The organism is Candidatus Solirubrobacter pratensis (assembly GCF_000425945.1).
Classification (GTDB): domain Bacteria; phylum Actinomycetota; class Thermoleophilia; order Solirubrobacterales; family Solirubrobacteraceae; genus Solirubrobacter; species Solirubrobacter pratensis.
The window spans coordinates 963,921-990,453 of the sequence record NZ_KE384480.1; the positions used below are offsets into that span (position 1 = coordinate 963,921).

Consider the following 26,533-nt stretch of genomic DNA (forward strand, 5'->3'; position numbering starts at 1 on the left):
AACCCGGGGTCACGGACGGGCATTCTCCGATGCTGGGACGGTTGACCCAGGCGGCGATCGGGCGCCGGTCGCGATGGTTCGTGATCGGCGCGTGGATCGTGCTCGCGGTGGCTCTCGCGGGCCTGCAGCCCAAGCTGCAGGCCCGCGCGGCCGACGAGAGCAAGACGTTCCGGGCGCGCTCGTCCGAGTCGACGAAGCTGCACGACGTGATCGACCGGCGCTTCGTCGAGGGCGGGCAGTCGGCCGCGGTGATCGCCTATCTCGGCCACCACCGGTCGGTCGAGTCCTTCGCGCCCGCGATCGGCGACGACAACGCCGCCATCTGCGCCGATGAGGCACTGCCGGACCTGGTCGGCGTCGGCACGCCTGACGGGATCGCCTGCGGCGACGTCGGCCATCACCTCGGACCCGAGAAGCCGCCGACGGCGTTCTCGAAAGAGGACCCGCCGACCATGCTGGTGGTCCCCGTCGTCAACGGCAAGGACGACACCGACTCGATCGTGCGAGACGTGGCGGCCCTTCGCGCCGCGCTGCCCGGCCCGCACGGCGATCCGCTCGCGAGCTACGTCACCGGGCAGGCGGCATTCGACGCCGACCGCGCGACCGCCGTCGAGGGCATCGACGGGACGCTGCTGGCGATCACGATGACGCTCGTCCTCGTGCTGATGCTGGTCATCTACCGCTCGCCGGCGATCGCCGCGCTGATGCTCGGCGTCGTCGCGGTCGCCTACCTGATTGCGACGGGCTTGGTCTACGGGCTCGTCGAGGCCGGCGCCAGCACCGTGAGCGGGCAGTCCACGGCGATCCTGATCGTGCTGATGTTCGGCGCCGGGACCGACTATGCGCTGCTGATCGTCTCTCGCTATCGCGACGAGCTGCGCCGCGGGGCCGCCGCCGACGCCGCGTTGGCGCGCGCGGCCGAGCGCACGAGCCCGGCGATCGTCGCCTCCGGAGGGATCGTGGTCGCGGCGATGCTCGTGCTCTGCCTGGCCGACTTCAACGCGACGCGCGAGATGGGCCCGATCCTCGCGCTCGGGATCGTGGTGATGATGGCGGCGGGCCTGACGCTGCTTCCAGCCGCGCTGTCAGCGCTCGGGCGGCGCGCGTTCTGGCCGGTGGCGCCGCGCGCGGAGGCGGTCGAGCGCGACCGCGTCAGCGCGCTCTGGCGGCGCATCGCCGGCCTGGTCCGGCGCCGCCCCGGGCTGCTGGCCGCGCTGTCGGTCGCCGTGCTGGCGGCCGGGGCGCTCGGCAACCTCGGCGGCCGCGGCTTCCTCGACCTGACCGAGCAGTACCGCGACCCGCCCGAGTCGGTCGCCGGCCAGGAGCTGATCCGCGAGCGCTTCGCGCCCGGCAGGGCCGCGCCCATGGACGTCGTGACCTCGGCCGCGGCCGGCATCCCCGTGCGCGCGGCGCTGCGCGGCGTGAAGGGCGTCGCCGAGGCCAACACCGACTCGCAGTCGAAGGACGGGGCGCTGATCTCGGGCGAGGTCCTGCTCGCGGTCGATCCGTTCTCGACACAGGGCATGGACCTGATCCCGCGGCTGCGCGAGGTCGCGCGACGGGCCGCGCCGGGGCAGACCGTCCTGATCGGCGGCGTCACCGCCGAGCAGCACGACAACGTCGAGGCGCTCACGCGCGACTCGAAGTTGATCGTCCCGCTGGTGCTCGCCCTGATCCTGCTCGTGCTGATCGCGCTGCTGCGCTCCGTCGTCGCGCCGCTGTACGTGATGGGGACGGTCGTGCTGTCGTTCGCGTTCGCGATGGGCGCGTCCTCGCTGGCGTTCACGCACCTCTTCGGGCAGCCGGACTCCGATCCGAACCTGCCGATCTTCGCGTTCATCTTCCTCGTCGCGCTCGGCGTCGACGACAACATCTTCCTCATGACGCGCGTGCGCGAGGAGCGGGCGCGCGGGCTCTCCACGCGCGAGGCGGTGATCGCCGGCCTGGAGAAGACCGGCGGCGTGATCACCTCCGCCGGGCTGATCCTCGCGGGCACGTTCGCGGCGCTGATGGCGCTCGACCTCGAGGCGCTCTTCGAGGTCGGCTTCACCGTCACGCTCGGGTTGCTCGTCGACGCCTTCCTCGTGCGCACGTTCCTCGTGCCGTCGCTCGCGCTGCTGCTCGGGGAGCGCAACTGGTGGCGGCCGCGGGCGGGAATGCGCGCCGCTATGCCGCGTCCGGCAGCACGGCGCCGGGGTTGAGGATCCCGTGCGGATCGAACGTGTGCTTGAGCGCGCGCATGGTCAGGATCTCCGCCTCGCTGCGCGTGAGCGAGAGCCAGCGCCGCTTGGACACGCCGACGCCGTGCTCGGCGCTGATCGAGCCGTCCAGCTCGGCGACGAGCCGCAGCACGGCGTCGTCGCAGCGTTCGTCCTGAGCGTCGGGGCCGAGCACGTTGACGTGGATGTTGCCGTCGCCGAGGTGGCCCCAGAGGATCGTGCGCGCAGCGGGCGCGGCCTGCTCGATCACGTCGCGGACGCGGTGCTCGAACTCGGCCAGGGCGGCGAGCGGGAGCGTGACGTCGAGCTTGTGCGGAACGCCGGCGGCGGCGACCGCCTCGTTGAGGAAGTCGCGGTACGCCCACAGCGCGCGCCGGCGGGCGGTGTCGTCGGCGACGGCGACGTCGAGCACCAGCGTGTCCTCGATCGCTCCCGCGAGGTCGTCGAGCGGGTCGTCGTGGTCGCTGCACTCCGCGAGCACGTAGACGGGATGGTCCTCCGTGAAGGGCGGCGCGAGCCTGCGATGCTCGCACACGAGCCGCATGCCTTCGGCGAAGAAGACCTCGACGGCGTTCAGCGACGTCGCGCGGGCGCGCAGGTCGCGCATCAGCCGCACCGCGGCCTCCATGCTCGGGACGGCGACGAGCGCGGTGACGGCCTGCTGCAGGCGGGGGACAAGCCGCAGGCGCGCCGCGGTGACGATGCCGAGCGTGCCCTCGGTGCCGACGAGCAGCTGCGAGACGTCATAGCCGGCGGTGTCCTTGAGCAGGCCCGCGAGGCGGCGCACGACGCGGCCGGACGGGAGCACGGCCTCGACCCCGACGACCTGCGCGCGCATGGTGCCGTAGCGCAGCACCTGCGCGCCGCCGGCGTCGGTGGACACCATGCCGCCGATCGTCGCGCCGCTGCGAGCGCCGTGGTCGACGCCGAACGCGAGGCCCGCGGCGCTCGCGTGGGCCTGCACCGCCTCGAGCGTGACGCCGGCGCCGGCCGTCACCTGCCCGGCCAGCTCGTCCACGGGTCCAAGCTCGTCGAGGCGGCTGAGCGAGAGCAGGATCTCGCCGCCGCGCGGCACGCCGCCGCCGACCAGGCCGGTGTTGCCGCCCTGCGGCACGACGGGCGTCCGCGTCTCGTCGCAGACGCGCAGGACGTCGGCCACCTCGCCGGTCGAGCCGGGCCGGACGACCAGCGTCGCGGGGGCGCCGTAGCGCCCGGTGATGTCGCGCTCGAAGCGGTCGCGCAGCGCCGGGTCGTCCAGCACGTGACGGGATCCGACGATCGCGCAGAGCCGCTCGTGGAGCGTGTCCGTCAGCACGGCGCGAGTCTATCCGTTTCAGGCGATTTGTGTCTGACTGTCAGACAAGATACGGTTCCGACCGTGGACTGTCGCGGCGTCGATACGGTTGTTCTCTCATGTCAGGGAACGCTCGTGGACTACAGCCACGCGATCGAGGCCGTCGCCTATGAGCTCGCGCGCCACAACGCCGAAAGCCCGCTGGACCGCGGCGCCGCGCTGCGCCGCCGCGTCGAGGAGCTTGCGCCGGGCGGCCTCGCCGCGGCGTTCGTGCGCCTGGCCGCCGAGCGCGGCTGGCGCGGGGAGGAGAGCGGCGAGGAGTCGTTTGCGCGGGTGGCGCTCATGACGCGCGCGTACGCCGATGCGCTCGCCGCCCTCGCGACCGTCGCGCGGTCCGGCCGCCGCCTGCTCGCAATGACGCGCGGCGACCGCCGGCTCGCCGAGGCGGCACTGCAGCGCTTCGGCGGCGCCTTCGACGAGCTTGTGGGGCCCGCCGGGCTGCCGCATGGCCCGGGCGTGCTCGTGGTCAGCACCTCCGCGGAGACGCTCGCCCGCGCGCACGCGCTCGGTGCGCGCGCCGTGCGGCTCAACCGCGCGGGCCCTCCCTCGCGCCGCCACGACGGCGAATGGCGCTCGCTGGACGAGCTGCCGCGCTCGCTCGGAATGCCCGAGTCGGTCGCCGCCTGATGTCCGGCATGATCGTGAAGCCCATCTCCGCGACGGAGGCGGTCGCCGCTTCCCTGCGCGAGCGCATCTTCGACGGCGCGATCGAGCCGGGCGCGCGCCTGCCCGAGCTCGAGCTCGCGGCCGACTTCGGCGTCGCGCGCCCGACCGTGCGCGCGGCCATCCAGACGCTCTGCCACGAGGGCCTGCTGCAGCGTGAGCGCAATCGCAGCGCGTTCGTGCCCAAGCTCGGGCAGGACGACGTGCTGGACCTGTTCTCGGTCCGGATCCCGCTCGAGTGCCTGATCGTCCGCGAGGTGCTCGAGCGCCGTGCGCCGCTGGAGGGCGTGCGCGAGGCGATCGGCCAGCTCGTCGGCCTCAGCGCCCGCTCGCCGTGGAGCCGCGTCGTGGAGGCCGACCTCGGCTTCCATCGCGCGCTCGCGAACGCGACCGGCAGCCCGCGCCTGGAGAAGCTCTACCTCTCGCTCGGCGGCGAGATCCGCCTCTGCATCGCGCAGCTGCGCCCGGCATGGCCGTCGCCGGCCGCGATGGCGGGCGAGCACCGCGCGCTGCTGGACGTGATCGAGTCCGGCGACGTCGACGACGCGATCGCGCGCATGACGGCGCACCTCGAGCGCGCCGTCCGCGACCTCACGCCGGTCGCGACCTGAGCCGCGGCGCTGCGCGCGCCCGGCGCGCCACGCGCCGGCTCGTCGCCGGCGCGCGGCGCGCCGTCACGCGAGCGCGGAGCTGAGCCGTGCCGGCTCGCCGCGCCAGGCGGCGTCGAGGATGCTCTCGAGCGCGTCGGCGTCGAGCGGGCGGGGGTTGTTGTCGATCAGCCGCCTGATGCCGACCGACGCCTCGGCGAGGCCGCGCACGTCCTCGCGCTCGACGCCGATCTCCGCCAGCGACGCCGGCAGTCCGATCCGCAGGCCGAGCTCGTGCACCGCGGCGACCGGGTCGCCGCCGAGGATCTCGGCCAGCGCCTCCAGCTCGGCGGGCCGCGCGGGCCGGTTGTACTCCATCACGTAGGGCAGCAGCAGCCCGGTCCCGAGGCCGTGCGACGTATGCGTCGCGGCGCCGACGGCGAACTGCAGCGCATGCGCGGCGGAGACGCCCGAGTTGCCGAACGCGATGCCGGCGAGCAGGCTGCCGTAGAGCATCCCCGAACGCGCCTCGATGTCGCCGCCGTCCTCGACCGCGCGGACGAGGTTCGCGGCGATCGCGCGGGTGGCGGTCAGCGCCAGCGCGTCCGAGAGCAGGTTCTTGCCGACCTGCGGGCGGCCGAGCACCAGCTCCGGGGAGGGCGTCTCACGCGCGGCCATGTAGGCCTCGATCGCGTGCGAGAGCGCGTCGATGCCCGAGTGCGCGGTCACCGTCGGCGGCGCGCCGACCGTCAGCAGCGGGTCGCAGACCGCGTGGCGCGGGATCAGGTGCGGGCTCGCGACACCGACCTTCATCCCGGTGGCCCCGTCGGTGATGACCGATACCGGCGTCGCCTCCGAGCCGGTGCCCGCCGTCGTGGGCAGCGCGATCAGCGGCAGCACCGGGCCGGGCACCGACTGGACGGGGTAGTAGGCGCTCAGCGGCCCTGGGTGTGTGAGCAGCAGCGCCGTCACCTTCGCGAGGTCGATCACGCTGCCGCCGCCGACCGCGACGATGACGTCCGGCTCGCGCTCGCCCCCGAGCGCCACGGCCGCGTCGACCGCGTCGACCGGCACGTCGACGGCCGCGCCGGTGAACACGACGACGTCGAGTCCCGCCGCGCCGAGCGCGGTGCGCACCGTGGCGAAGCCCTCCGTCTCCGCGATGCGCGGATCGGTGATGACCATGGCGCGCCGCCCGTAGCCCGCGGCGAGCGGGCCTGCCGCGGCCGCCATCCCGGCGCCGAAGAGCACTTGGGATGGTGCGCGCAAGACAGCGAAGTCAGTCATGGTCCTCCAGGAACGTGGTCAGAAGCCGGCGAAGCTCGGCGGGACGCTCGACGGGCGACGCGTGGCCGCAGGCGCCGAAGATGTGCGCACGGACGTCGCGCAGCCGGCCGAGCAGGGGAAGGGTGCTGTCGCGTAGCGGCACGACGCGGTCCTGCGCGCCGTGCACGAGCATGACGGGGACGGCGATCGCGGCGAGCGCCTCGTCGCGCAGCGCGAGATCGCGGACCCAGCGCTCGCGCGGCGGCGGGAACAGGCCGGGGAAGGCGGCGCGCGGGCCCGGCTCGAGCGTCGCCCGCAGTCGCGCCTCGACCGCGTCCGCGGTGATCTTCGACGCGTCGTGGTTGAGCAGCTCCAGCAGCGCGCGGGCGTTCTCGCGGCTCGGCTCGTACGCCCACAGCGCGTCCAGCCCGGGCGGGAGCGGCATCTCGACGCCCAGCGTGCCGATCGCGACGACGCGCGTGACCAGCTCCGGGCGCGCATGGGTGACCGACATGGCGATCGCTCCGCCCATCGAGTTGCCGACCACCGCGCAGCGGTCGACGCCGAGGACGTCGAGCAGCCCGAGGATCTGCGCCGTCCAGGCGGCGCGGCCGTATGCGCCCGGCTCGAGCGGATCGCTCGAGCCGAACCCGGCGAAGTCGGGCGCGATCACCCGATGGCGGGCCGAGAGCGCCGCCGTCAGCGGGCCCCAGGCGGCGGCCGCCGTGGTGCCCGGGCCGGAGCCGTGGAGGAGCACCACGGCAGGCCCGGACCCCGTGTCGTGGACGTGCACCCGCCGGCCGGCGACCTCCACGATCTCACCTTCATGCACTGCGCCGGCGGACATCGTCTCCGTGGCTCAGGCGGGGACGTTCGCGCGCTCGAGCACGTCGACGAACGCGCGCGACCACTCCGGGAGATCCGGCCAGCCCCGGCACGACACCATGTTCCCGTCGACCACGTCCGGCGCGTCGACGACGGTCGCCCCGGCGTTCTCCATGTCGCCCCACAGCGGCGGGAACGCCGCGGTCTTGCGCCCGCGCAGCAGGCCGTAGACGGCGGGGACCTGCGGACCGTGGCAGACCGTGCCGACCGGCAGGTCGTGCTCGAAGAAGTACTCCGTGATGCGGCGCACGTCGGCGTCGGTGCGGATGTACTCGGGCGCGCGGCCGCCGGGGATCACGAGCCCGACGTAGTTGGACGGGTCGACCTCGGCGAAGGTGATGTCGACGGGCAGCTTGCGCCCGTTCTTCTCCGTGTAGGCGTCCGACTCGGGATCGAAGTCGTGGATCACCAGCTGGACGTCGCGCTTCGTGAGCGCCGCCACGTCGGCCGCATATCCCGCCTCCCTCAGGCGGAAGATGGGGTACATCGCGTCGAGCTCCTCGGCGGCGTCGCCGACGAGCACGAGAACCCGCTGCATGCTGTCTCCTCCTAACGTCGTGAAAGGGTTCGAAACGTTCTGCAAGGTACGTCAGTCGAAGGCGAAGTACTTGGGCTCCATGAACTCCAGGAGGCCGTGGTGGCCGCCCTCGCGCCCGACGCCGCTCTGCTTGACGCCGCCGAACGGCGCCGCCGGGTCTGACACGACGCCCCGGTTGAGGCCGACCATGCCGGTCTCGATCGCCTCCCCGACCGCCATCGCGTGGCGCAGGTCGCGGCTGTAGACGTACGCCACGAGCCCGTACTCGGTGTCGTTGGCGGCGGCGATCGCCTCCGCCTCGTCCTCGAAGGACACGATCGGCGCGACGGGGCCGAAGACCTCCTCCTCGAGGATCGCGCTGCCGGCCGGGACCCGGTCGAGCACCGTGGGCGGGTAGAAGTACCCCGGGCCGGGGAGCCGCTCGCCGCCGGCGCGCACGCGCGCCCCGCGGTCCACCGCGTCGCCGACCAGGCGCTCGATCTTCTCGCGCGCGGCCTCGTTGATCAGCGGGCCCAGCTGCACGCCGGCCTCGAGCCCCGGGCCGACGCGGACGGCGTCCATCGCCGCGGCCAGGCCGGCGGCGAACGGCTCGGCCACCGAGGCGTGCACGTAGAAGCGGTTGGCCGCGGTGCAGGCCTCGCCGCCGTTGCGCATCTTGGCCGCCATCGCGCCCTCGACGGCGAGCGGGATGTCGGCGTCGGCGAGCACGAGGAAGGGCGCGTTGCCGCCCAGCTCCATCGAGCAGCTGACCACGCTGCCCGCGGCCCTGCTGAGCAGCTCGCGCCCCACCTCCGTGGACCCCGTGAAGGAGAGCTTGCGCACGCGCGGGTCGTCGACCATCGCGCGCACGACCTGTCGCGACTGCGTCGTCGTGATCACGTTCACGACTCCGGGAGGCACGCCGGCCTCCTCGAGCATCGAGCAGATCAGCAGCGACGTCAGCGGCGTCTCGGCGGCGGGCTTGAGGATCACCGTGCAGCCGGCGGCGAGCGCGGGGCCGATCTTGCGCGTCGCCATCGCGGCGGGGAAGTTCCACGGCGTCACGAGCACGGAGACGCCGATCGGCTGGTTGAGCACGAGGATGCGGTGCGCCCCGCCCGGCGCGACCGAGTAGTCGCCGTTCGCGCGCACGGCCTCCTCGGAGAACCAGCGCAGGAACTCGGCCGCGTAGGCGGCCTCGCCGCGCGCCTCGGCGAGCGGCTTGCCCATCTCGCGAACGATCTGCTCGGCGACCTCGTCGAGGCGCGCGGTCATCAGGTCGAAGGCCTTGCGAAGGAGCTCGGCGCGCTCGCGCGGCGCGCGCGCGGCCCAGTCGCCGGCGGCCGCGTGGGCGGCGTCGACGGCGGCGATCCCGTCGGCCACGGAAGCCGACGGCAGCGACGTGATCACGGACCCGTCGGAGGGGTCGAGCACGTCGAAGCGACGCTCGCCGACCAAGAGCTCGGTGGTGCTCATGGGGCGAACGCTACTGGCTTGATGACAGCGAATGCAAGAACCTGCGGCGCAATTTGACAAGAGTTGCAAGGAGCGCATAGATTCCTTGCAGCCGGACTGCAATGTTCTGCGGTGGAGGAGGAGTTCATGAAGGGCAAGCTCACGAAGGTCTGGGCGACCGGCTGCATGCTGGCCGCCGCAGGCGTGGTCGCGGCCTGCGGCGGAGGGGGAGGCGGAGGGGGCGCATCCAAGGCCGCCACGGACGCCACGTCGAAGCTCAGCAACAAGCCGATGACGTTGACGTTCCTGTGGTTCGACTGGCCACCGGCCCACGCCCTGGAGGAGCTGGGCAAGGAGTACACGAAGACCCGTCCGAACGTGACGGTCAAGGTCAACGTCGTGCCGAACGCGCAGTGGCACGACGCGATCTTCACGCAGTTCGCCGCTCGTAAGACCAACTTCGACATGCCCGTCCTGGACTCCCAGAACATCGGCGAGGCGGTCACGAACGGCAGCATCCTGGACATCACGGACTTCGTGAAGAAGAACATCGACACGTCGCAGTACGACCCGTACTTCCTCGCGTCCTACGGCCAGTATCCGCAGGCGCAGACGGGCAAGCCCGACCCCAACGCCAAGACCTACGGCCTGCCGCTGCTCGGCGACACGTGGGCGATGATCTGGCGCAAGGACCTGATGGGCGACACGCCTCCCGCGACGTGGGACGACATGATCAAGGCCGCCAAGAAGTGCCAGGACGACCACCCGGGCATGAGCGGCCTCGCGTTCCACCAGGCCGGCACCAGCGACGCGGCGGCCGTGACGTACAACACGGTCAACGCGCTCTACGGCGGCGAGCTGTGGGATCCGGCCAACCGCAAGATCGACGGCGTCATCAACAACGCCGCCGGCAAGAAGGCGATGCACGTCCTGACCGACGAGATGGTGCCGCTCACGCCCAAGGGCTCGAGCAACTGGTTCATCGACGAGGTCAACGCCGCGATCAGCCAGGGCAAGGTCTGCGTCGGCTTCAACTGGATCGCCGCGATGGGCGGCCTGCTGGACCCGAAGAGCTCCAAGCTCGGCAAGACCAAGGAAGAGATCCTCAAGAAGCTCGACTTCGCCGCGCTGCCCAAGCAGGACACCGACAAGGTGCCGCTCGGCGGCATGGGCCTGCACATCTCGAAGTACATCCCGGCCGACCATCAGGCCGAGGCGCTGAACTTCATGAAGTGGTTCCAGACGCCCGCGGCCCAGAAGAAGTGGGCGCAGCTCGGTGGCGTGCCGGCCCGTAACGACGTCCTGAACTCGCCCGACTTCCTCGACGTCCTGCCGTACAACCACGTGTTCACCGAGTCGGTTCCGCGCCTGAAGGACTTCTGGAACCTGCCGGAGTACGCGAAGCTCCTCAATGTCCACTCGACCCAGGTCAACGCCGCGATCAGCGGCACCGAGAAGCCCGACGCGGCGCTCGACAAGCTGGCCAAGGACGAGCAGGCCATCCTCGACGAGAGCGGCCACTAAGCAAGCAGCGAGCCCAGGGAGGCCGGGATCTCACCCGGACCCGGCCTCCCGTCCGCACCGTTCGCACTCGCTTTCTCGCTCACCGACATGGCCGACACGCTTCAATCACCATCCACCGCTCCCCCGCCCGTCGAGAAGCTGCAGGCGCCGCCCGCGGCGGCCCGCTTCCGCTTCCTGACCGACCGGTGGCTCGCCGGCCTGTTCATCTCGCCGGCGCTGGCGCTGCTGCTGTTCCTCTCGATCTGGCCGCTGATCTGGCTCGTCCGGCTGTCGTTCACCGACTACTCGGTGACGCGCGACGTTCCCGCCAGCTTCATCGGGCTCCACAACTACGTCGACGTCCTGACGTCCGATGAGACGCACAAGCGCGCGCTGACCACGCTGATCTTCGTCGTGGGTGCCGTCGCCCTGCAGACCCTGCTGGGCTTCGCGATCGCCTACCTGATCTCGCGCCGGGTCAAGGGCCGCGGCGCGCTCACCACGCTGTTCCTGATCCCGATGATGCTCTCGCCGGTCGTCGTCGGCCTGTTCTGGAAGTTCATGCTCGACGTGCAGTTCGGCGTCCTGAACTCGTTCACCGACAGCCTCGGGCTGGGACGGGCGGAGTGGCTCACCAACCAGACCCTGGCGCTGTTCTCGCTGGTGATCGTCGACACGTGGCAGTGGACGCCGTTCATCATGCTGATCGCGCTCGCGGGGCTGACGGCGGTGCCCAAGTACCTCTACGAGGCCGCGGAGATCGACCGCGCGTCGGAGTGGTTCAAGTTCCGCCGGATCACGTTCCCGCTCGTCTGGCCACTGCTGCTGATCGCGATCATGTTCCGCGCGATCGAGGCCTTCCGGCTCTTCGACCTGGTCTACATCCTCACGGGCGGCGGCCCCGGCGGCACCACCGAGACGCTCTCGTTCCAGGTCTACAAGATCGCGTTCTTCGGCTTCGACACCGGGCGCGCGTCCGCCTACGGCGTGCTGATGGTGATCGTGGTCACGATCGCCGCGCAGATCTACCTGCGCTACCTCAACCGTCTTCAGGAGCGCTGATGGCTGCGCACATCCAACCGGCCGGCATGGCCGACGAGGGGATCGCCGGCGAGACCGCCACCCCGCCTGTGCGGCGCCGCCGCAAGCTCGGCACGGGCATCGAGATCGTGCTGCTGACGATCATCGCGATCGTGATGCTGTTCCCCGTTCTGTGGATGCTGGAGACGGCGCTCAAGGACACCAAGGACATCTACGCCGTGCCCGCGAAGGTGTTCAACTTCAAGCCGACGCTGGAGCACATCAAGGACGTGTTCAGCTCCAGCTCGCCGGTCGCGAAGGGCTTCAAGAACTCGGTCATCGTCGCCGGCTTCTCGACGATCATCGCGACGGTCCTCGGCGTCCCGGCCGCGTGGGCGTACTCACGCTTCCAGATCAAGGGCAAGAAGGACCAGCTGTTCTTCATCCTCTCGACGCGCTTCATGCCGCCCGTCGTGGTCGTGATCCCGATCTTCCTGATGTTCCGCGACCTCAACCTGCTGGACACCCAGCTCGGCCTGATCCTCGTCTACGCGGCCTTCAATCTGCCGTTCACGATCTGGATGATGAAGGGCTTCGTCGACGAGGTGCCCTCGGAGTACGAGGACGCCTCGATGCTCGACGGCTACTCGCGCTTCGAGTCCTTCTGGCGCGTCACGATGCCGCTGCTGATCCCGGGCATCGCCGCCACCGCGGTGTTCGCGCTGATCTTCTCCTGGAACGAGTTCGTGTTCTCGATCTTCCTGATCACCGATCCGGACACGCGCACGGCGCCGTCCGCGATCGCGGGCCTGATCGGCGGTACGACGATCGACTGGGGGCTGGTCGCGGGCTCGGCGATGGTGTTCGCCATCCCGGTGCTGGTCTTCGCCTTCCTCGTGCGCAAGCACCTGGTGGCGGGCGTGACGCTCGGGGCGGTGAGGCGCTAATGGCCGAAGTCTTGGTCAAGCGCCTGCACAAGGCGTTCCCGGACGGGACCGTCGCGGTCGAGCGGCTGGACCTGACGATCGGCGACGGCGAGCTGTTCGTGATGCTCGGCCCGTCGGGCTGCGGCAAGACGACGACGCTGCGCTGCATCGCCGGCCTCGAGCAGGAGACCTCGGGCGAGATCCGCATCGGCGACCAGGTCGTCAGCGGGCTGCGGCCGTCGCAGCGCGACATCGCGATGGTGTTCCAGTTCTACGCGCTGTATCCGCATCTGAGCGTCCGCGACAACATGGCCTTCCCGCTGCGCGCGGCGGGGCGGCCGGAGTCGGAGGTCAACGAGCGCGTCGCGGAGGCGGCGCGCATGCTCCAGCTCGAGCCGTTCCTGACGCGCAGGCCGGCCCGGCTCTCGGGCGGCGAGCAGCAGCGCGTCGCGCTCGGCCGCGCGATGGTCCGCCAGCCGAAGGCGTTCCTGATGGACGAGCCGCTGACCAACCTCGACGCGGAGCTGCGCGCCGACATGCGCGCGGAGGTCAAGCACCTCCAGCAGCGGCTCAATACGACGATGGTCTACGTCACCCACGATCAGACCGAGGCGATGGCCCTGGGTGACCGGATCGCGATCCTCAACAAGGGCAAGCTGGAGCAGATCGGCGCCCCGATGGAGGTCTACGAGCGCCCGGCGACCCTGTTCGCCGCGCGCTTCATCGGCTCCCCGCCGATGAACCTGATCGAGGCCGAGGTCACCAACGGCCACCTGACGGCGGCCGGCGGAATGAAGATCGCTGCGCCCGACGGCCTCGAGCGCGGCGACCGCGTGATCGCAGGCGTGCGGCCGGAGCGCTTCACCGTGTCGTCGCCCGCCGCGGCCGACCCCGAGTCCGTGCGCGGGCGCATCGTCTCGCGCGAGGCGCTCGGCGACGAGACCATCTACGTGGTGCACACGGAGGCCGGGCTGCTGCACGTTCGCATGCCCCCCACCGCCCGCTTCGAGGAGGAGCAGATCGTGGCCGTGCGCCACCAGGGCGCCGCTCCGCCGGCGTACGACCCGCAGACCGAGCAGGTGGTGAGCCGATGACCTCCGCGATCGTCGCGAGCGGCATCTCGAAGTCCTTCGGCGAGGTCGAGGCGCTCAAGGACCTCGAGCTCGACGTCCCCGAGGGCGCGTTCTTCGTGCTGCTCGGCCCGTCGGGCGCGGGCAAGACCACGACGCTGCGGGTGATCGCCGGGCTGGAGAAGCCCGACATGGGCTCGGTCCACCTGACCGGGATCGAGGCCACGAAGGCGACGCCGGCCGAGCGCGACCTGGCGATGGTGTTCCAGAGCTACGCGCTCTATCCGAAGCAGACGGCGGCGCAGAACATCGCCTCGCCGCTGCGGGCGCGGCGTATGTCCAAGGCCGACATCGACGCCGCCGTCAAGCGGGTGAGCGAGCTGCTGCACATCGAGCCGCTGCTGGAGCGCAAGCCGTCGCAGATGTCCGGCGGCGAGATGCAGCGCGTCGCGCTGGGCAGGGCGCTCGTGCGCGACCCGCGCGCGTTCCTGATGGACGAGCCGCTGACGAACCTGGACCTCAAGCTGCGCGTGGAGATGCGGACCGAGCTCACGCGCATCCACCGCTCGCTGGGGCGCACGTTCCTGTACGTCACCAACGATCAGGTCGAGGCCATGTCGATGGCCGACCAGGTCGCGGTGCTGCGTGCCGGGACGGTCCAGCAGGTCGGCACGCCCACGGAGATCTACGACCACCCGGCCAACCGCTGGGTGGCGACGTTCGTCGGCAGCCCGCGCATGAACCTGCTGCAGTGCACGGCCAACGGGCGCCTGGAGGGCAAGGGCTGGTCGCTGCCCAACCCGGGCTTCGGGGTCCAAGGCGACCGCCCGGCGCTGCTCGGCGTGCGCTCGGAGGACCTCTCGCTCGACGTGCGCGACGAGGCGGCCGGATTGGACGGCCGCGTCTACGCGGTCGAGCCGCTGGGCGACCGCACGCTCGTCGACATCGAGGTCGGCGACCACCGCGTCGTCGTCAAGGCGCCGCCCACGAGCCGGTACGCCGTGGGCGAGCAGGTGCGCGCCTCGGTGGCGCTGGATCGTGTCCACCTGTTCGACGCCGGCACCGAGTCGGCCATCGCCCGCCGATGATCGAGTCGCCCCTTCCGCCGGGGCTCCGGCGCGCTCGGATCCTCGAGCGCGTCCAGCGCGACGGCAGCGCGTCGCTGGCGGACCTGGCCAACGACTACGCCGTCTCGCCCGTCACCGTCCACCGCGACCTCGAGCTGCTGTCGGGCGAGGGCCTGCTCGAGCGCGTGCACGGCGGTGCGCGCGCGCTGCCGGGGTCGCGGCCGCGGATCGAGACGGCGTGGAACGCCCGCGTGCGGACGGCCGGACCGCAGAAGGACGCGATCGCGCAGCGCGCGCGGGGGATCGTGGAGGACGGGACGACGGTGTTCGTCGACGCGTCCACGACGGGACTGGCGCTCGTGCGCCAGCTCGAGCTCGCGCCGCCGCGCGAGCTGACGCTCGTCACCAACTCGCCCGCGATCGCCCTCGGCGTGACGGCGGAGTCGATCCACGTGATCGTCACGCCGGGCGAGCTCAATCAGCACATGCGCGTCCTGACCGGCCGCTGGACGGTCGACTTCCTGAGCGAGCTGAACGTCGCGACGGCGTTCATCTCCGCCGCGGGCATAACGCTGGAGCACGGAATCACGACGTCGCGCAAGGCGATCGCCGACGCGCTCAACGCCGCCGTCGCCGTCGCGGCGCAGACCGTCGCGCTGATCGACTCGTCGAAGTTCCGCCGCGCCTCGCTTCTGGCCGTCGCGCCCGCCGAGTCGCTCGATCTCGTGATCACCGACGACGGGCTCGACGCGGTCGCGATCGACGAGTTCCGCCAGGCCGGCGTCAAGCTCGCCGTCGCGGCCGTCGCGGCCGTCGCCGGCGAGGACTAGGACTCGCGCTCGGCGCGCTCCCCGGCGGCCGTTCCGGCCATGTGGACGCGCTCGGGCTCGGGTTGATCGACGTGTTTGTGCTCCGGCCGCTCCGCCTCGGTCTCGCGCTCCGTCTTGCGCAGCGTCAGCGCGCCACCGGTGAGGTAGAGCGCGATGCCGAGCACGGCCGCGACGGCGAGGATGATGAGCAGCAGGAGGATTGCGATGCCGCCTTCCATGTCGTTGGACCTACCCGGAGCCGGCGCGTCCGACGCGCCCGGGTCACCCCACTGACTCGAAGTGGCGGCGCAGCGGCGCGGTGCCGCCGCTGCGGTCGCGCTCGATCAGCAGATCGACCGCCGTGCGGTACTTGGACATCGAGCGCGGCTCGGCGCCGAGGCGCGCGAGCGCCTCGTCGGCGCGGCTGCGGCCGTCCTGCGACTTGGTCTCGATCAGGACGAGGCCGGCGTCGAGGGCGGCCGCCGGGCCGTGCAGGCGCTCGAGCCGCAGCCCGAGGTCGCAGGTCATGCGCGCGCCGCCCTCGCGGGCGGCGAGCGTGACGCGATCGAAGCTGGTGGCGAGGACGGGGGAGAGCTCCCCGGCCGGCTGGACGCGCGCGTCCGCGAGGACGCGGTCGACGAGCTCGCGGGCCTCGTCCGTCAGGCGGTCGGCGCGCTCGGGCGGGTGCTCGACGCCGTGCTTGTCCGTTTCGCCGTTGCGCGTCGTGAGCTTGACCTCGAACTGGCAGGCGCCCTCGTCGAGGTAGCAGCGCGTGCGGGCCTTGAAGCGCGGCCGCCGGCCCTCGACGTGCTCGTGGAAGCAGCGCAGCCGCGGCGTGTCGAAGTAGACGCTGCGGTAGCCGAACGCGCGCCGCCCGTCGATGTCGAGGACGTCGTGATCGCGGCGGAGGGCGCCGAGCAGCCGTTCGAAGCCGTCGCGGGAGATCAGGTACTTGGTGTCGACGCGGCGCTGGAGCGCGGCGCGCTCGTCGAGCTCGCGGAGTGAGATGGCGGTGAGCGCCCGAAGCGCTGGGGCGAGGGATTGCGTGGCGATGTCGTGGGACTACCCACCGGCGCGCCGCCGCTCGCCGTCATCGCGGTGACGCGGATGGTTTGCCGCCAAAGGAGGGAGGTATTGCGGACGCGGTGAACACCCGGGACGTCTACGACGGCCTCGCCGCCCTCTACGTTCCGATCGCAGCCGCCGTCTTCGCGCTCGTCGTGCTCGCGCTGGTGTGGTTCGTGTGGGCCGGCCGCCGCCGCGCGCAGCCGCGCGGGGCGGACGAGCACAACCGGGTCGAGATCGTCTACGCCGGCGTGCTGGCGGCGATCGTGGCCGTGCTGGTGGTGGCGACGTTCCGGGCGCTGGACCGCGAGAACGCGCGGGCGGCGGGGACGCCGGTCGTGGTGCGCGTCGTCGCCGCGAAGTGGGACTGGCGCTTCGAGTACCCGGGTGGGCGGGTGGAGACGAGCGCGCCCGACGGGGCGCCCGCGCAGCTCACGGTACCGGCGGGCGAGCCGGTCGAGTTCCGCGCGACGTCGGTGGACGTGCTGCACGCGTTCTGGGTGCCGGCGATGAAGTTCCAGCGGCAGATCGAGCCGGGGCGCGAGACGACGTTCCGGCTCGAGTTCCCGCGCCCGGGCTTCGCGACGAGCGGGGCGTGCAGCTTCTTCTGCGGCCTCGAGCACGCCCGCATGCGGTTCTCGGTGCGGATCCTGCCGCGCGACGAGTACGACGCGTGGGTGCGCGGCCGATGACGAAGGTCATGCCGCGGGGCGCGCCGCTGCTCGAGACGCTGGCGGGCACCGACAACAAGCGCATCGGGCTCGGAGTCGGCGCGGTCGCGTTCGGCTTCTTCCTCGCCGGCGGCGTGCTCGCGATCCTGATGCGCACCGAGCTGGCCCAGCCGGGGCTCCAGGTCGTCTCGCTCAGCTCCTACAACGCGCTCTTCACGATGCACGGCTCGACGATGATCTACCTCTTCGTCACGCCGGTGGCGCTGGCGATGGGGCTCTACCTCGTGCCGCTGCAGGTGGGGGCGTCGGGTGTGGCCGGCCCACGATGGGCACTGGCGGGCATGTGGCTGCTCGTGCTCGGCGGGATCACGATGTGGAGCGGGTGGCTGGTGCAGGGCGGCGCCGCGCAGGCGACGTGGGTCGGCTTCGACCCGCTGTCGGACGCGGTCCACTCGCCGGGAAAGGCGATGGACTCGTGGATCTGGGGCGTCGTGCTGGCGACGCTCGGCGAGCTGCTGATGGCCGCGTCGATCCTCGCGACGCTGCTCGGGCGCCGCGCGGCCGGCATGACGATGCTGCGGATGCCGGTGTTCTGCTGGGCCGAGCTGGTGACGTGCCTGATGGTCCTGTTCGCGTTCCCGGTGCTGATCGGGGTGATGATCGCGTTGTGGATCGACCGGCAGTGGGGCGGCGTCTTCACGTCGCCGGGCGGGCCGGTGACCTACCAGCACCTGTTCTGGTTCTACGGGCACCCGGTCGTCTACGTGATGTTCTTTCCCTTCCTGGGAGCGGTCGCCGAGGTGATCGCGGTCTTCAGCGGGCGGCGCATCTTCGGCTACCGCGGGATCGTGATCTCGCTGCTGGTGTTCGCCTCGCTGTCGATGAGCGTGTGGGCGCACCACATGTTCACCGTGCAGGGCGTGACGGTGAAGTACTTCTCGCTGACCTCGACGCTGCTCGTGGTGCCGGCGGGCATGGAGTACTTCTCGCTGCTCGGGACGCTGCGCGGCGGCGCCATCCGGCTGACCGTGCCGATGCTCTTCGCGCTGGCCTTCCTGCTCCAGTTCCTGGTCGGCGGGCTGAGCGGGATCTGGGTCGCCTCCCCGGCGCTGGACTTCCACGCGAACAACTCCTACGTCGTCGTCGCCCACTTCCACTACACGCTGCTCGCCGGGAGCATCTTCGGGTTCTTCGCGGGCGTCTACTACTGGTGGCCGAAGGTGACGGGGCGGCTGCTGGGCGAGCGGCTCGGGCGCGTGCACCTCGCGCTGTTCGCGATCGCGACCAACCTGACGTTCGCGCCGCAGTTCGCGCTCGGGGAGGAGGGGATGACGCGGCGGATCGCCGACTACCCGCGCGCCGCCGGCTGGGAGACGCTCAACTCGCTCTCGACGCTCGGCTCCTACCTGATCGCGGTCTCGGTGCTCGTGTTCCTCGTCAACGCCGCCGTGTCGCGGCGCCTCGCGGGTCCTGACCCGTGGGGCGGGCACACGCTCGAGTGGGCGACGCTGTCGCCGCCGCCTCGCGGGAACTTCGAGGGCGAGCTGCCCCCGATCCGCTCCCACGCGCCGCTGCTCGACCGGGTGCCGGCATGAAGTACCTGCTCGCCTGGTCGGGTCTGCTCGCGCTGTGGGCGCTGGTCTCGTTCGCGTTCTCGCCGGAGCCGATCGTCCCGATCCTGCTCGGCGCCACGGCCGCCGCCGTCGCCGCGCTCGCGCTCGTCACCGCCGTCGCCCGCGCGCCGCGCCGGCCCGCCCCGGACCTCTCCCCGGCGACCGTCCTGATCGCCGTCGGCGTCTGCGCGCTGCTGTCGGGAACGGAGCTCGGGACCTGGTGCCTCGCGCTCGGCGCCCTCGCGACGGCGGCGGGCGTCGCGGCGCTGTTGGGGGAGCGGGGGCGGTGATCGCGGCCGTCTGCCTCGCCATCTATGCCGGCCTCTACGCCGCCGGAGCGCGCCGCGTGCCCCGCTGGCCGGCCGAGCGCACCGCCGCGTTCGCTGCCGGCCTCGCGCTCGTCGCCGTCGCGCTGCTCTCGCCGCTCGACGGCGACGCCGAGCGGCGCCTGTCGGCGCACATGGCGCAGCACCTCCTGCTCGGGCTCGTCGCGCCGCTGCTGCTCGCCGCCGGCGCGCCGGTGCGGCTCGCGCTCGCCGCGCTGCACGGACGGGAGCGGCGGGCGCTCGCGCGGCTCCTGCACGCGCTCCCGCTCCGGCCGGCGGTCGGCTGGGCGGCGTTCACCGCCGTGATGCTCGGCACGCATCTCACGGGGCTCTACGAGCTCGCCGTCCGCGATCCGCTCCTCCATGCGCTCGAGCACCTCGCCTACCTCGCCGCGGGCCTGCTCTTCTGGGCGCCGCTCGTGGGCGCCGGCCCGCTCCCGCACCCGCCTGGCCCCGCCGCCCGGCTCGCGTGGCTGCTCGCCGCGATGCCGCCGATGGGCCTCGTCGGGGCCCACCTGCTCACGGGCGGGGTCGCCTACGCGAGCTACCCCTCGCTCGCCGACCAGCGCACCGCCGCGGGCCTGATGTGGGGCGCCGGCTCGCTCGTGCTCGCCGCCGCGCTCGTCTGGATCGTCTTCGCCGCGCTGCTGCGGGAAGAGGAACGGCAGCGCCGCCGGGAGACGGTCGCGTGAGCCGGCGCGGAGGAGCGCGCCGCCGCCGCGTGCTCGCCGCCACCGCGGTCATCGTCGGCGCCGCCGCCGTCGCGGCCTTCGCGCAGCCCGGCGCCGCCCAGTCGCCGCCCGCCGGCGGCCGCGCGCTGTTCGCCTCCGCGTGCTCCGCCTGCCACGGCATGGACGCGCGCGGCGTCCGCGGGAAGGGACCCTCGCTGGTGGGGGCCGGCGCGGCCGCCGCGGACTTCTACCTCGAGACGGGGCGCATGCCGCTCTCGCATCCGGACGTCGAGCCGCAGCGCAACGATCCGGCCTACACGGCGCCCCAGCGCCGGGCGCTGACCGCGTACATCGGCTCGCTCGGCGGCCCCGGGATCCCGCGGGTCGACCCCAAGGCCGGCTCGGTCAAGGACGGGTTCTCGGCGTTCACCGAGCACTGCGCCGGCTGCCACGCGATCACGGCCAAGGGCGGCGTGGCGCCGCCGGGCGCCGCGCCGGCGCTCCAGCAGGCGACGGCGACGCAGATCGCGGAGGCGGTGCGCGTCGGCCCGTACCTGATGCCGAAGTTCGGCACCCGCCAGATCGATCAGCACGAGCTGGACTCGATCACGGCATACGTCCTGTCCACCCACCACCTGCCGGACAAGGGCGGCTGGGGGATCGGCAACATCGGCCCGATCCCGGAGGGGATGGTCGCGTGGCTGCTCGCCGGGACGGCGCTGCTGATCGTCGTGCGCCTGATCGGGGAGCGGATATGAGTGAGGTCTTCGACCGCGAGCCGCCGGCGTCGCCGAAGGCCGAGCTGCTGGTCGCCGCGCTGCTCGGCGGCGCCGCGGTCCTCGCCGTCGCGTTCGCGGTATTGCTGGTCGCCGACCGGCACGACACGCAGCTGCTCGGCCTCACGCTCGGGGGCGCGTTCGCCCTCGCCGCCGCCGCGCTCGTCGTCACCGCCAGGCTCGTGCTGCCGCGCGAGCGGGCGATCGAGGAGCGGCCGGAGCTCGAGCACCCTGAGGAGCGGCCCTCGCTCGCCGTCCCCGTGACCCGCCGCAGGCTCCTGGCCGCGGCCGCCGGCGCCGCCGCCACCGCGTTCGCCGCCGCCCTCGCCGTTCCGGTCAGCGCGATCGGACCCGCCACCAGCGATCCCGATCCGTGGCGCCGCGGCCGCCGGCTCGTGGATGAGCAGGGCACGCCGCTGACCGCCGCCGACATCGCCCTCGGCAGCTTCGTCACCGCCTTCCCCGAGGGCGCCGACCCGCGCGTCATCGCCTCACCGGTCGTCCTCGTGCGCGACGACCCCGGCAAGATCCGCACCCGCCGCAGCTGGGCCCCGCAGGGCATCCTCGCCTTCTCGAAGATCTGCACCCACGCGGGCTGCGCCGTCGCGCTCTACCGCAAGCCGACGTACGAGCCCACGTCCAAGCCGCCCGCGCTCGCCTGCCCGTGCCACTACTCGGTCTTCGCCACCCGCGAGGGCGGCAAGGTCGAGTCCGGCCCAGCGGGCCGCCCGCTGCCGCAGCTGCCGCTGGCCATCGGCCCGGACGGCGAGCTGCGAGCCGCGGGTCCGCTCTCCGGCTCCGCCGGCCCCGCCTGGTGGAGCATCCGGCGGTGAACGACCCGCTCGACTTCATCGACCGCCGGCTCGGGAGCAACGTCCCGCTGCGCAAGGCGATGCAGTACGTCTTCCCGGAGCACTGGTCGTTCCTGCTCGGCGAGGTCGCCCTCTACAGCTTCGTGGTCCTCGTCGCCACCGGCACGTTCCTCGCGCTCTTCTTCGACCACGGCACCACCCAGATCACCTACACGGGCTCCTACGCGCTGCTTCGCGGCGAGCCGGTGTCGACGGCGTACGCGTCCTCGCTGCACCTCTCCTTCGAGGTCCCGGCCGGCCTGCTCATGCGCCAGACGCACCACTGGGCGGCGGACGTGTTCCTGGTCGCGATCGTCCTGCACCTGCTGCGGATCTTCTTCACCGGCGCGTTCCGCAGGCCGAGGGAGCTGACCTACGCGACCGGCGTGATCCTGCTCGGCGCCGCCATGCTCGAGGGCTTCGCGGGCTACAGCCTGATCGACGACCTGCTCTCCGGCATGGGGCTCGCGATCGCCTACGGCGTGGCGTCGTCGATCCCGCTGATCGGCGGCGACCTCGCCCAGCTCGTCTGGGACGGCCCCTTCCCGGGCGGCGAGGCGTTCTCGAGCCGGCTCTACATCGCGCACGTCTTCGTGATCCCCGCGCTGATCGCGGGCCTGATCGGCGCGCACCTCGCGATGATCGTGCGCACCCACCACTCCCAGTTCCGCGGCCCGCTGCGCAGCGAGCGCAACGTGATCGGCGTGCAGGCCTGGCCCGGCTACGCCTTCCGCTCGATCGGCCTGCTGCTCGCCGTCACCGCGCTGCTGTTCCTGCTCGGCGGGCTCGTCCAGGTCAATCCGATCTGGCAGTGGGGACCGTACGAGCCGTGGCGCGGCACCAACGGCGCCCAGCCGGACTGGTACCTTGGCTGGCTGATCGGCGCGCTGCGGCTGATGCCGCCGCTCGAGATCTCCGTCTTCGGCAAGACGCTCGTCCCGAACCCGTTCTTCGGCGGTGTCCTGTTCCCCACCGCCGTCTTCGCGTTCCTGCTCGCGTGGCCATTCGTCGAGCAGCGCCGCGGCGGCGCGCGCAGCGACCTGCTCGACCGCCCGCGTGACAACCCGCGCCGCACGGCCGTCGGCGCCGCGGTGTTCACGTTCGTCTTCGTCGTCTTCATCGCCGGTTCCGCCGACCGCCTCTTCCTCTCATCGGGCGTGCCGTACCTGACGCAGGTGTGGATGTTCCGGATCGCCGCGATCCTGCTGCCGCCGGTCGTCTACCTGCTCGCGAAGGGCGCGGCCGCCGAGCTGCGCGACTCAACGCAGCGCGATCAGTGAGACGAGCACCGCCGCGCCCGCGACCGTCAGCGCGACGTAGTCGCCGGCGTGCCCGCTGTGCAGGCGACGCAGCGCCTCGACCGGCCGCGGGACCGGCACGCGCCGGGTCGCGCCGATCGCGGCGACGGCCACCGAAAGCGCCAGCGAGCCTGCGGCGTAGGCGTACGCGGCCGCGCCCGGCCCATGCAGGGAGAGCGCCGGGACTTCGAGCGCGCGGCCGTCCAGCACCGCCGCCGCATAGCCGCGGCGGTCGGTGAACGCCGCCGCGGCGCCCGCGATCTGCCGCAGCGGCACGAGCCCGCACGCCATCCCCGCGAGCGTCAGCAGCCCGGCGCCGACGCCCAGGATGCCAACGCCGCCCTCGCTCTCGCGTCCGTGCTCCTCGGGCTCGTCGCCGGCCGGATCGGGCGGCGCCGGGACGCCGAGCCCCCAGAAGATGCGGCCCGCCGTTCGCAGCAGCGTCCCGCCCACGAGGCCGGTCACGAGGAGCATCGCGACCGCGATCCAGCCCGGCGCCGCGTCCTCCACGAGCGCCTTGCCCACGAAGGAGCCGAACGGCGGCAGCGACGCCACCGTGAGCGCGCCGGCGACGAACACGGCGCCGACGGGCCACAGCGCCCGCCCGCGCCCGTGCAGCTCCGACGCCTCCACCGTCCCGAAGCGGTGCTGGACGACTGCCACGCATGCGAACAGCCCGGCCTTCACGAGCCCATCGGCGACGACCCAGACCGCCACGCCCGCGACCCCGTCGGGCGAGAGCAGCCCGAGCCCGGCGAGGAACAGGCCGACGTGCGCGATCGTCGCGAACGCCAGCATCCGCTTGAGATGGTGCTGGACGGCGCACATCACCGCGCCCACCACGCCGGTCAGCACGCCCGCGCCGATCAGCACCGCGCGCAGGTCGCCGGCCGCCAGCACGCCGTCGAACGCCGTCCAGTACACGCGGGCGAGCCCGTAGAGCCCGAGCTCCGAGAACGCGCCGGCGAGCAGGATGCAGACCGGCGTCGGGGCGACCGCGTAGGCATCGGCGGTCCACAGGTGGAACGGCACGACCGCCGCCTTCACGAGCAGCCCGCAGGCGATCAGGGCGAACGCGACCGCCACCAGCGTGTCGTGCGGTCCCGCCTCCAGCGTCCGGCCGATCTGCGCGAGGTTGAGCGCGCCCGTGCGCCCGTACACGAGCCCGATGCCGAACAGCAGCAGGATCGAGCCGACCGAGTTCGTGACCGCGAACGTCAGGGCCCCCTCGAGCGCCGACCGCCGCCGGACCTCGTAGCCGACGAGCACGTACGCCGCGACGCTCATCAGCTCGAAGAAGACGAACAGGTTGAAGAGGTCGCCGGTCAGGCAGTAGCCGATCATCGCGCCGACGAAGACCAGCATCAGGGCGTCGAACAGCAGCCCCTGCACCGGGATGACGCGGATCGCCAGGGCGAGCGCCGCGGTCCCGAGCACGGCGACGAACAGCGCCAGCCCGGCGCCGATGCCGTCGACCGCGAACCCGACGCCCAGCGCGACGCCCGCGCGCGGCTCCCAGCCGCCGAACCACACCAGCAGGCGGGTCTCGTCGCGCAGCATGAGCGCCGCCGTCAGCGCCACCGCGGCGAGCGCCGCCGCCGGCGCCAGCCAGGCGAGTCGCCGCGAGGCGAACGGCGACGCGCCGGCCAGCAGGCAGGCGGCCGCGAGCGGCACCAGCAGCGACAGCGCGGCGACCGTCGTCACCCGCGCAGCTCGCCGAGCCGGTCCGGGTCAGCCGTGCCGAAGCGCTTGTGCGCGCGCACCGCCAGCGCCAGCAGGACCGCCGACACCGTCGCCTCCACGACGACGTCGGTCAGCGTGAGCGCCTGCACGACGGGGTCCACGACGGGCGTGCCGAGCGGCTGATCGGCGAAGATCGGCGCGCGGCCGCCGGTGCGGTAGCCGACCGCGAGCAGGAGCACGTACGTCGACGCCTGCATCACGCTCAGGCAGAGCACGAGGTGCACGAGGTGGCGGCTCGTGATGACGCCGTAGAGGCCGGCGAGCAGCAGCCACACCGCGACGATGAACGGCGCGACGCTCACTCGTCGCGGTGGCGCAGCAGCGCCTGGTCGAGGAACTCGGTCAGGATCAGCGTGATCGCCGCCGCCACCTCGACGCCGACCGCGACGTTGAGCACCGGGATCGTCCCGCCCGAGAGCAGGTCCCCGGTCGTGCCGAGCGGGAGGAAGTTCGCCATCGCCGCCGTCGCGAACACGAGCCCGCCGGCGGCGATCAGCACGTAGGCGCCCGCGCCGGCCGCCTCGGCGGCCTCGACGACGTCGACCGGCTGCGCGCGCTCGAGCGTGACCATGCGCCCGGCCACGTAGGCGAGCAGCAGCGCCGAGGCGAGCACGATGCCGCCCTGGAAGCCGCCGCCGGGCGTCAGGTGCCCGTGCGCGAGGACGTAGACGCCGACGACCAGGAGCGGCCCGGCGAGGGCCGCGCCCACGACGCGCATCGAGTCGGGCGTCCGCTCGGCCGCGGACTCGCGCCGCTCGATCGCCCGCCCGACCTCGCCGGACGCCCGCTGCACGCGCAGCAGCAACGTCGCGCCGATCGCGGCGCAGAACAGGATCAGCTCCTCACCGAGCGTGTCGATGCCGCGGATGTCGAACGTGACCGCGGCGACCGCCGAGGTCACGTGCCTCTGGCGCACGGCGGCCTCGACCGCCGCGGTTGCGTAGGGGCCGCGCGGGTGGCCGAAGTCCGGCAGCCCGGCGACGGCGGCGACGACCCACGCGCCGAGCAGCGCGAGGCCGGCGAGCGCGATCGTGCGGCGCGCCGCCCAGCTCATTCGTCGCCCTCCTCGTCGCGGCGGAACCGCGCGAGCGCGAGCAGCGCCATCACGGGCACCGCGACGGCCGAGACCACGATCTGCGACAGCGCGACGTCGGGGGCGCCGAGCACGAAGAAGAGCACTGCCAGCGAGAGCCCGAAGAACCCGCCGACGACGACCTGGCGCGACGGGTCGCGCACCAGGACCGTCGCCGTCCCGCTGACGGCGACCGCGAGCAGCGCGGCGAGCTGGAGCGCGGTCACCGGTGCAGCGCCCGCGCCGTCGCGTGCGTGAGCACGGGGGAGGTGACGATGATCAGCGCCGCGACGAGCAGCGCGCGGCCGCCGAGCGTGGAGATCGGATCCCACACGAGCACGGCGGCGGCGACCAGCAGCGCGGCGGGCGTGCCGACGCCCGCGTAGTGCAGGCGATCCAGCGCCTCGCGCCGGAGCAGGATCCCCGCGCACGCGAGCAGCTCCAGCCCGACGCCGGCGAACAGCAGCACGGTGACCGCGACGTCGCGCATCAGCCCAGCCGGCGTCCGAAGCGCAGGAACGCCAGCGAGCCGGCGAACGACGTCAGCCCGAGGATCAGCGCGAGGTCGCCGAACGGCTCGCGCTTGGTCCCGACGGCGATCAGGAGCATGACCAGCGTGGCGTCGACGCCCGCCGCCTCGAGCGCGACCAGTCCCTCGAGCAGCGGCCGCCGCACGGCCGCGAGCACCAGCGCGGCGAGCGCGAGCGTCAGCACCGCGGCGGCCCACAGCCACTCGTTCACGGCGCCAACCGGTGGGTGAGCATCACGCCGCGCTCGCGGTCGACGGCGACCACGATCGTGCACGGCGCGAGCGAGTCGACCGCCTCCGCTTCGGCGCCGCCCTCGAACGGGACCTCCTCGTAGCGCCCGCGGGCGCCGGTCACCAGCACGGCGGCGAGCCGCAGCGCGTCCGGGAAGAGGTCGCGGAACGGCCTCCACGGGAGCCGCGGGCGCGAGATGCGCTGCCGCACCAGCACGGCGCCGGTCGCGCCGACCGAGGCGGCGATGGCGGCGATGACCAGCTCAGGCGGCGCCAGCGTGCCCACGAGGAGCACGTACAGCGCCGCCAGCGGCGGCCACCAGGCGAGCCATGCCTTCATCGCCTC

Annotated in this window: 30 protein-coding genes; 16 read left to right on the forward strand and 14 right to left on the reverse strand. The window is 72.8% G+C overall.

The features are described from left to right. Positions 1-29 precede the first annotated feature (29 nt). A complete protein-coding gene (locus tag H958_RS41125; protein ID WP_081686374.1) occupies positions 30-2,201 on the forward strand; it encodes an MMPL family transporter in 2,172 nt (723 codons plus the stop codon). Here H958_RS41125 and H958_RS41130 read toward each other — a convergent pair. Then, positions 2,167-3,534, reverse strand: a complete 1,368-nt coding sequence (locus H958_RS41130) for an FAD-binding oxidoreductase (protein WP_196807614.1) — start codon at positions 3,532-3,534, stop codon at positions 2,167-2,169. The genes H958_RS41125 and H958_RS41130 overlap by 35 nt on opposite strands. A gap of 114 nt (positions 3,535-3,648) precedes the next feature. Between H958_RS41130 and H958_RS0129250 the strand changes: the two genes are divergently transcribed. Both H958_RS0129250 and H958_RS41135 read left to right on the forward strand, forming a co-directional pair. Then, complete coding sequence (locus tag H958_RS0129250; protein ID WP_028061267.1) at positions 3,649-4,200, forward strand: hypothetical protein; 552 nt, start codon at positions 3,649-3,651, stop codon at positions 4,198-4,200. A gap of 8 nt (positions 4,201-4,208) precedes the next feature. Further along, a complete protein-coding gene (locus tag H958_RS41135; RefSeq protein ID WP_196807615.1) occupies positions 4,209-4,847 on the forward strand; it encodes a GntR family transcriptional regulator in 639 nt (212 codons plus the stop codon). A gap of 63 nt (positions 4,848-4,910) precedes the next feature. Here the strand turns inward: H958_RS41135 and H958_RS0129260 are convergent, their stop codons facing one another. From H958_RS0129260 to H958_RS0129275, 4 genes are read right to left on the reverse strand one after another with little or no spacing between them, the layout of a single operon-like run. Beyond that, complete coding sequence (locus H958_RS0129260; RefSeq protein ID WP_028061268.1) at positions 4,911-6,110, reverse strand: iron-containing alcohol dehydrogenase; 1,200 nt, start codon at positions 6,108-6,110, stop codon at positions 4,911-4,913. Next, positions 6,103-6,921, reverse strand: coding sequence for an alpha/beta fold hydrolase (locus H958_RS0129265; RefSeq protein ID WP_028061269.1), 819 nt, complete (start codon positions 6,919-6,921; stop codon positions 6,103-6,105). The genes H958_RS0129260 and H958_RS0129265 overlap by 8 nt, the downstream gene beginning before the upstream one ends. A gap of 27 nt (positions 6,922-6,948) precedes the next feature. Beyond that, positions 6,949-7,512 (reverse strand): DJ-1/PfpI family protein, encoded by a 564-nt coding sequence (locus H958_RS0129270; RefSeq protein ID WP_028061270.1) that lies wholly within the window; start codon positions 7,510-7,512, stop codon positions 6,949-6,951. 51 nt (positions 7,513-7,563) lie between these two features. After that, positions 7,564-8,967, reverse strand: coding sequence for an NAD-dependent succinate-semialdehyde dehydrogenase (locus H958_RS0129275; protein ID WP_028061271.1), 1,404 nt, complete (start codon positions 8,965-8,967; stop codon positions 7,564-7,566). A 126-nt stretch (positions 8,968-9,093) separates the two neighbouring features. Here H958_RS0129275 and H958_RS0129280 point away from each other — a divergent pair, with 126 nt between their 5' ends. From H958_RS0129280 to H958_RS41140, 6 genes are all read left to right on the forward strand, one after another. Further along, on the forward strand, positions 9,094-10,470 hold the full coding sequence (locus H958_RS0129280) for an extracellular solute-binding protein (protein WP_037411992.1): 1,377 nt from the start codon (positions 9,094-9,096) through the stop codon (positions 10,468-10,470). Positions 10,471-10,557: 87 nt separating this feature from the next. Beyond that, the gene (locus H958_RS0129285) at positions 10,558-11,511 is read left to right on the forward strand and encodes a carbohydrate ABC transporter permease (RefSeq protein WP_051324940.1); all 954 of its coding nucleotides are present in this window, start codon (positions 10,558-10,560) and stop codon (positions 11,509-11,511) included. After that, a complete protein-coding gene (locus H958_RS0129290) occupies positions 11,511-12,416 on the forward strand; it encodes a carbohydrate ABC transporter permease (RefSeq protein ID WP_196807616.1) in 906 nt (301 codons plus the stop codon). The genes H958_RS0129285 and H958_RS0129290 overlap by 1 nt, the downstream gene beginning before the upstream one ends. Then, entirely contained in the window at positions 12,416-13,489 is a 1,074-nt protein-coding gene (locus H958_RS0129295) for an ABC transporter ATP-binding protein (RefSeq protein WP_028061275.1), read from the forward strand. Before H958_RS0129290 ends, H958_RS0129295 begins: the two co-directional genes overlap by 1 nt. Beyond that, positions 13,486-14,553 (forward strand): ABC transporter ATP-binding protein, encoded by a 1,068-nt coding sequence (locus tag H958_RS0129300; RefSeq protein ID WP_028061276.1) that lies wholly within the window; start codon positions 13,486-13,488, stop codon positions 14,551-14,553. The genes H958_RS0129295 and H958_RS0129300 overlap by 4 nt, the downstream gene beginning before the upstream one ends. After that, entirely contained in the window at positions 14,550-15,362 is an 813-nt protein-coding gene (locus H958_RS41140) for a DeoR/GlpR family DNA-binding transcription regulator (RefSeq protein ID WP_051324941.1), read from the forward strand. The genes H958_RS0129300 and H958_RS41140 overlap by 4 nt, the downstream gene beginning before the upstream one ends. Here H958_RS41140 and H958_RS0129310 read toward each other — a convergent pair. Next, positions 15,359-15,580 carry a hypothetical protein gene (locus H958_RS0129310; RefSeq protein ID WP_028061277.1) on the reverse strand — a complete coding sequence of 74 codons (222 nt, stop codon included), beginning with the start codon at positions 15,578-15,580 and terminating at the stop codon, positions 15,359-15,361. The genes H958_RS41140 and H958_RS0129310 overlap by 4 nt on opposite strands. A gap of 43 nt (positions 15,581-15,623) precedes the next feature. Beyond that, complete coding sequence (locus tag H958_RS49270; protein WP_081686376.1) at positions 15,624-16,394, reverse strand: polyphosphate polymerase domain-containing protein; 771 nt, start codon at positions 16,392-16,394, stop codon at positions 15,624-15,626. A gap of 92 nt (positions 16,395-16,486) precedes the next feature. On the opposite strand from H958_RS49270, the gene H958_RS44300 reads away from it, so the two are divergent. The 7 genes from H958_RS44300 to qcrB are packed head-to-tail and all read left to right on the forward strand — an operon-like array spanning position 16,487 to position 22,594. Further along, complete coding sequence (locus tag H958_RS44300; RefSeq protein WP_028061280.1) at positions 16,487-17,098, forward strand: cytochrome c oxidase subunit II; 612 nt, start codon at positions 16,487-16,489, stop codon at positions 17,096-17,098. Further along, positions 17,095-18,672, forward strand: a complete 1,578-nt coding sequence (locus H958_RS41155; protein WP_037412001.1) for a cytochrome c oxidase subunit I — start codon at positions 17,095-17,097, stop codon at positions 18,670-18,672. Before H958_RS44300 ends, H958_RS41155 begins: the two co-directional genes overlap by 4 nt. Further along, positions 18,669-18,980 (forward strand): hypothetical protein, encoded by a 312-nt coding sequence (locus H958_RS47035; RefSeq protein WP_028061281.1) that lies wholly within the window; start codon positions 18,669-18,671, stop codon positions 18,978-18,980. Before H958_RS41155 ends, H958_RS47035 begins: the two co-directional genes overlap by 4 nt. Next, positions 18,977-19,708 carry a cytochrome c oxidase assembly protein gene (locus tag H958_RS47040; protein ID WP_028061282.1) on the forward strand — a complete coding sequence of 244 codons (732 nt, stop codon included), beginning with the start codon at positions 18,977-18,979 and terminating at the stop codon, positions 19,706-19,708. Before H958_RS47035 ends, H958_RS47040 begins: the two co-directional genes overlap by 4 nt. After that, entirely contained in the window at positions 19,705-20,445 is a 741-nt protein-coding gene (locus H958_RS41160; RefSeq protein WP_156028385.1) for a cytochrome c, read from the forward strand. The genes H958_RS47040 and H958_RS41160 overlap by 4 nt, the downstream gene beginning before the upstream one ends. After that, positions 20,442-21,296 carry a QcrA and Rieske domain-containing protein gene (locus H958_RS44305; protein ID WP_028061283.1) on the forward strand — a complete coding sequence of 285 codons (855 nt, stop codon included), beginning with the start codon at positions 20,442-20,444 and terminating at the stop codon, positions 21,294-21,296. Before H958_RS41160 ends, H958_RS44305 begins: the two co-directional genes overlap by 4 nt. Then, positions 21,293-22,594: a cytochrome bc1 complex cytochrome b subunit gene (gene qcrB, locus H958_RS41170; RefSeq protein WP_156028386.1), complete on the forward strand. Its 1,302-nt coding sequence runs from the start codon at positions 21,293-21,295 to the stop codon at positions 22,592-22,594. Before H958_RS44305 ends, qcrB begins: the two co-directional genes overlap by 4 nt. On the opposite strand, the gene H958_RS0129360 is transcribed toward qcrB, so the two are convergent. The 7 genes from H958_RS0129360 to H958_RS41175 are packed head-to-tail and all read right to left on the reverse strand — an operon-like array spanning position 22,574 to position 26,527. After that, a complete protein-coding gene (locus tag H958_RS0129360) occupies positions 22,574-24,316 on the reverse strand; it encodes a complex I subunit 5 family protein (RefSeq protein WP_028061284.1) in 1,743 nt (580 codons plus the stop codon). The two genes, qcrB and H958_RS0129360, sit on opposite strands and share 21 nt — an antisense overlap. Next, entirely contained in the window at positions 24,313-24,657 is a 345-nt protein-coding gene (locus tag H958_RS0129365; RefSeq protein ID WP_028061285.1) for a sodium:proton antiporter, read from the reverse strand. The genes H958_RS0129360 and H958_RS0129365 overlap by 4 nt, the downstream gene beginning before the upstream one ends. Next, a complete protein-coding gene (locus tag H958_RS0129370) occupies positions 24,654-25,409 on the reverse strand; it encodes an MnhB domain-containing protein (protein WP_028061286.1) in 756 nt (251 codons plus the stop codon). The genes H958_RS0129365 and H958_RS0129370 overlap by 4 nt, the downstream gene beginning before the upstream one ends. Then, positions 25,406-25,654: a Na(+)/H(+) antiporter subunit B gene (locus H958_RS0129375; RefSeq protein ID WP_028061287.1), complete on the reverse strand. Its 249-nt coding sequence runs from the start codon at positions 25,652-25,654 to the stop codon at positions 25,406-25,408. Before H958_RS0129375 ends, H958_RS0129370 begins: the two co-directional genes overlap by 4 nt. Further along, positions 25,651-25,917 carry a monovalent cation/H(+) antiporter subunit G gene (locus H958_RS0129380; protein WP_028061288.1) on the reverse strand — a complete coding sequence of 89 codons (267 nt, stop codon included), beginning with the start codon at positions 25,915-25,917 and terminating at the stop codon, positions 25,651-25,653. The genes H958_RS0129375 and H958_RS0129380 overlap by 4 nt, the downstream gene beginning before the upstream one ends. Continuing rightward, on the reverse strand, positions 25,917-26,168 hold the full coding sequence (locus H958_RS0129385) for a monovalent cation/H+ antiporter complex subunit F (protein ID WP_028061289.1): 252 nt from the start codon (positions 26,166-26,168) through the stop codon (positions 25,917-25,919). Before H958_RS0129385 ends, H958_RS0129380 begins: the two co-directional genes overlap by 1 nt. Next, positions 26,165-26,527, reverse strand: a complete 363-nt coding sequence (locus tag H958_RS41175) for a hypothetical protein (RefSeq protein ID WP_037411565.1) — start codon at positions 26,525-26,527, stop codon at positions 26,165-26,167. Before H958_RS41175 ends, H958_RS0129385 begins: the two co-directional genes overlap by 4 nt. Between the last annotated feature and the right edge of the window lie 6 nt (positions 26,528-26,533).

What these genes read in the sequence shown, in the direction of transcription:
- H958_RS41140 (WP_051324941.1), top strand. Translation starts at nt 14,550, where the DNA reads ATGATCGAGTCGCCCCTTCCGCCGGGGCTCCGGCGCGCTCGGATCCTC.
- H958_RS0129280 (WP_037411992.1), top strand. Translation starts at nt 9,094, where the DNA reads ATGAAGGGCAAGCTCACGAAGGTCTGGGCGACCGGCTGCATGCTGGCC.
- H958_RS0129380 (WP_028061288.1), bottom strand. Translation starts at nt 25,917, where the DNA reads ATGCGCGACGTCGCGGTCACCGTGCTGCTGTTCGCCGGCGTCGGGCTG.
- H958_RS41155 (WP_037412001.1), top strand. Translation starts at nt 17,095, where the DNA reads ATGACGAAGGTCATGCCGCGGGGCGCGCCGCTGCTCGAGACGCTGGCG.
- H958_RS41135 (WP_196807615.1), top strand. Translation starts at nt 4,209, where the DNA reads ATGATCGTGAAGCCCATCTCCGCGACGGAGGCGGTCGCCGCTTCCCTG.
- H958_RS41125 (WP_081686374.1), top strand. Translation starts at nt 30, where the DNA reads ATGCTGGGACGGTTGACCCAGGCGGCGATCGGGCGCCGGTCGCGATGG.
- H958_RS44305 (WP_028061283.1), top strand. Translation starts at nt 20,442, where the DNA reads ATGAGTGAGGTCTTCGACCGCGAGCCGCCGGCGTCGCCGAAGGCCGAG.
- H958_RS0129295 (WP_028061275.1), top strand. Translation starts at nt 12,416, where the DNA reads ATGGCCGAAGTCTTGGTCAAGCGCCTGCACAAGGCGTTCCCGGACGGG.
- H958_RS0129270 (WP_028061270.1), bottom strand. Translation starts at nt 7,512, where the DNA reads ATGCAGCGGGTTCTCGTGCTCGTCGGCGACGCCGCCGAGGAGCTCGAC.
- H958_RS0129370 (WP_028061286.1), bottom strand. Translation starts at nt 25,409, where the DNA reads ATGAGCTGGGCGGCGCGCCGCACGATCGCGCTCGCCGGCCTCGCGCTG.
- H958_RS0129285 (WP_051324940.1), top strand. Translation starts at nt 10,558, where the DNA reads ATGGCCGACACGCTTCAATCACCATCCACCGCTCCCCCGCCCGTCGAG.
- H958_RS0129275 (WP_028061271.1), bottom strand. Translation starts at nt 8,967, where the DNA reads ATGAGCACCACCGAGCTCTTGGTCGGCGAGCGTCGCTTCGACGTGCTC.
- H958_RS41175 (WP_037411565.1), bottom strand. Translation starts at nt 26,527, where the DNA reads ATGAAGGCATGGCTCGCCTGGTGGCCGCCGCTGGCGGCGCTGTACGTG.
- H958_RS0129260 (WP_028061268.1), bottom strand. Translation starts at nt 6,110, where the DNA reads ATGACTGACTTCGCTGTCTTGCGCGCACCATCCCAAGTGCTCTTCGGC.
- H958_RS0129290 (WP_196807616.1), top strand. Translation starts at nt 11,511, where the DNA reads ATGGCTGCGCACATCCAACCGGCCGGCATGGCCGACGAGGGGATCGCC.
- H958_RS0129310 (WP_028061277.1), bottom strand. Translation starts at nt 15,580, where the DNA reads ATGGAAGGCGGCATCGCAATCCTCCTGCTGCTCATCATCCTCGCCGTC.
- H958_RS0129300 (WP_028061276.1), top strand. Translation starts at nt 13,486, where the DNA reads ATGACCTCCGCGATCGTCGCGAGCGGCATCTCGAAGTCCTTCGGCGAG.
- H958_RS47035 (WP_028061281.1), top strand. Translation starts at nt 18,669, where the DNA reads ATGAAGTACCTGCTCGCCTGGTCGGGTCTGCTCGCGCTGTGGGCGCTG.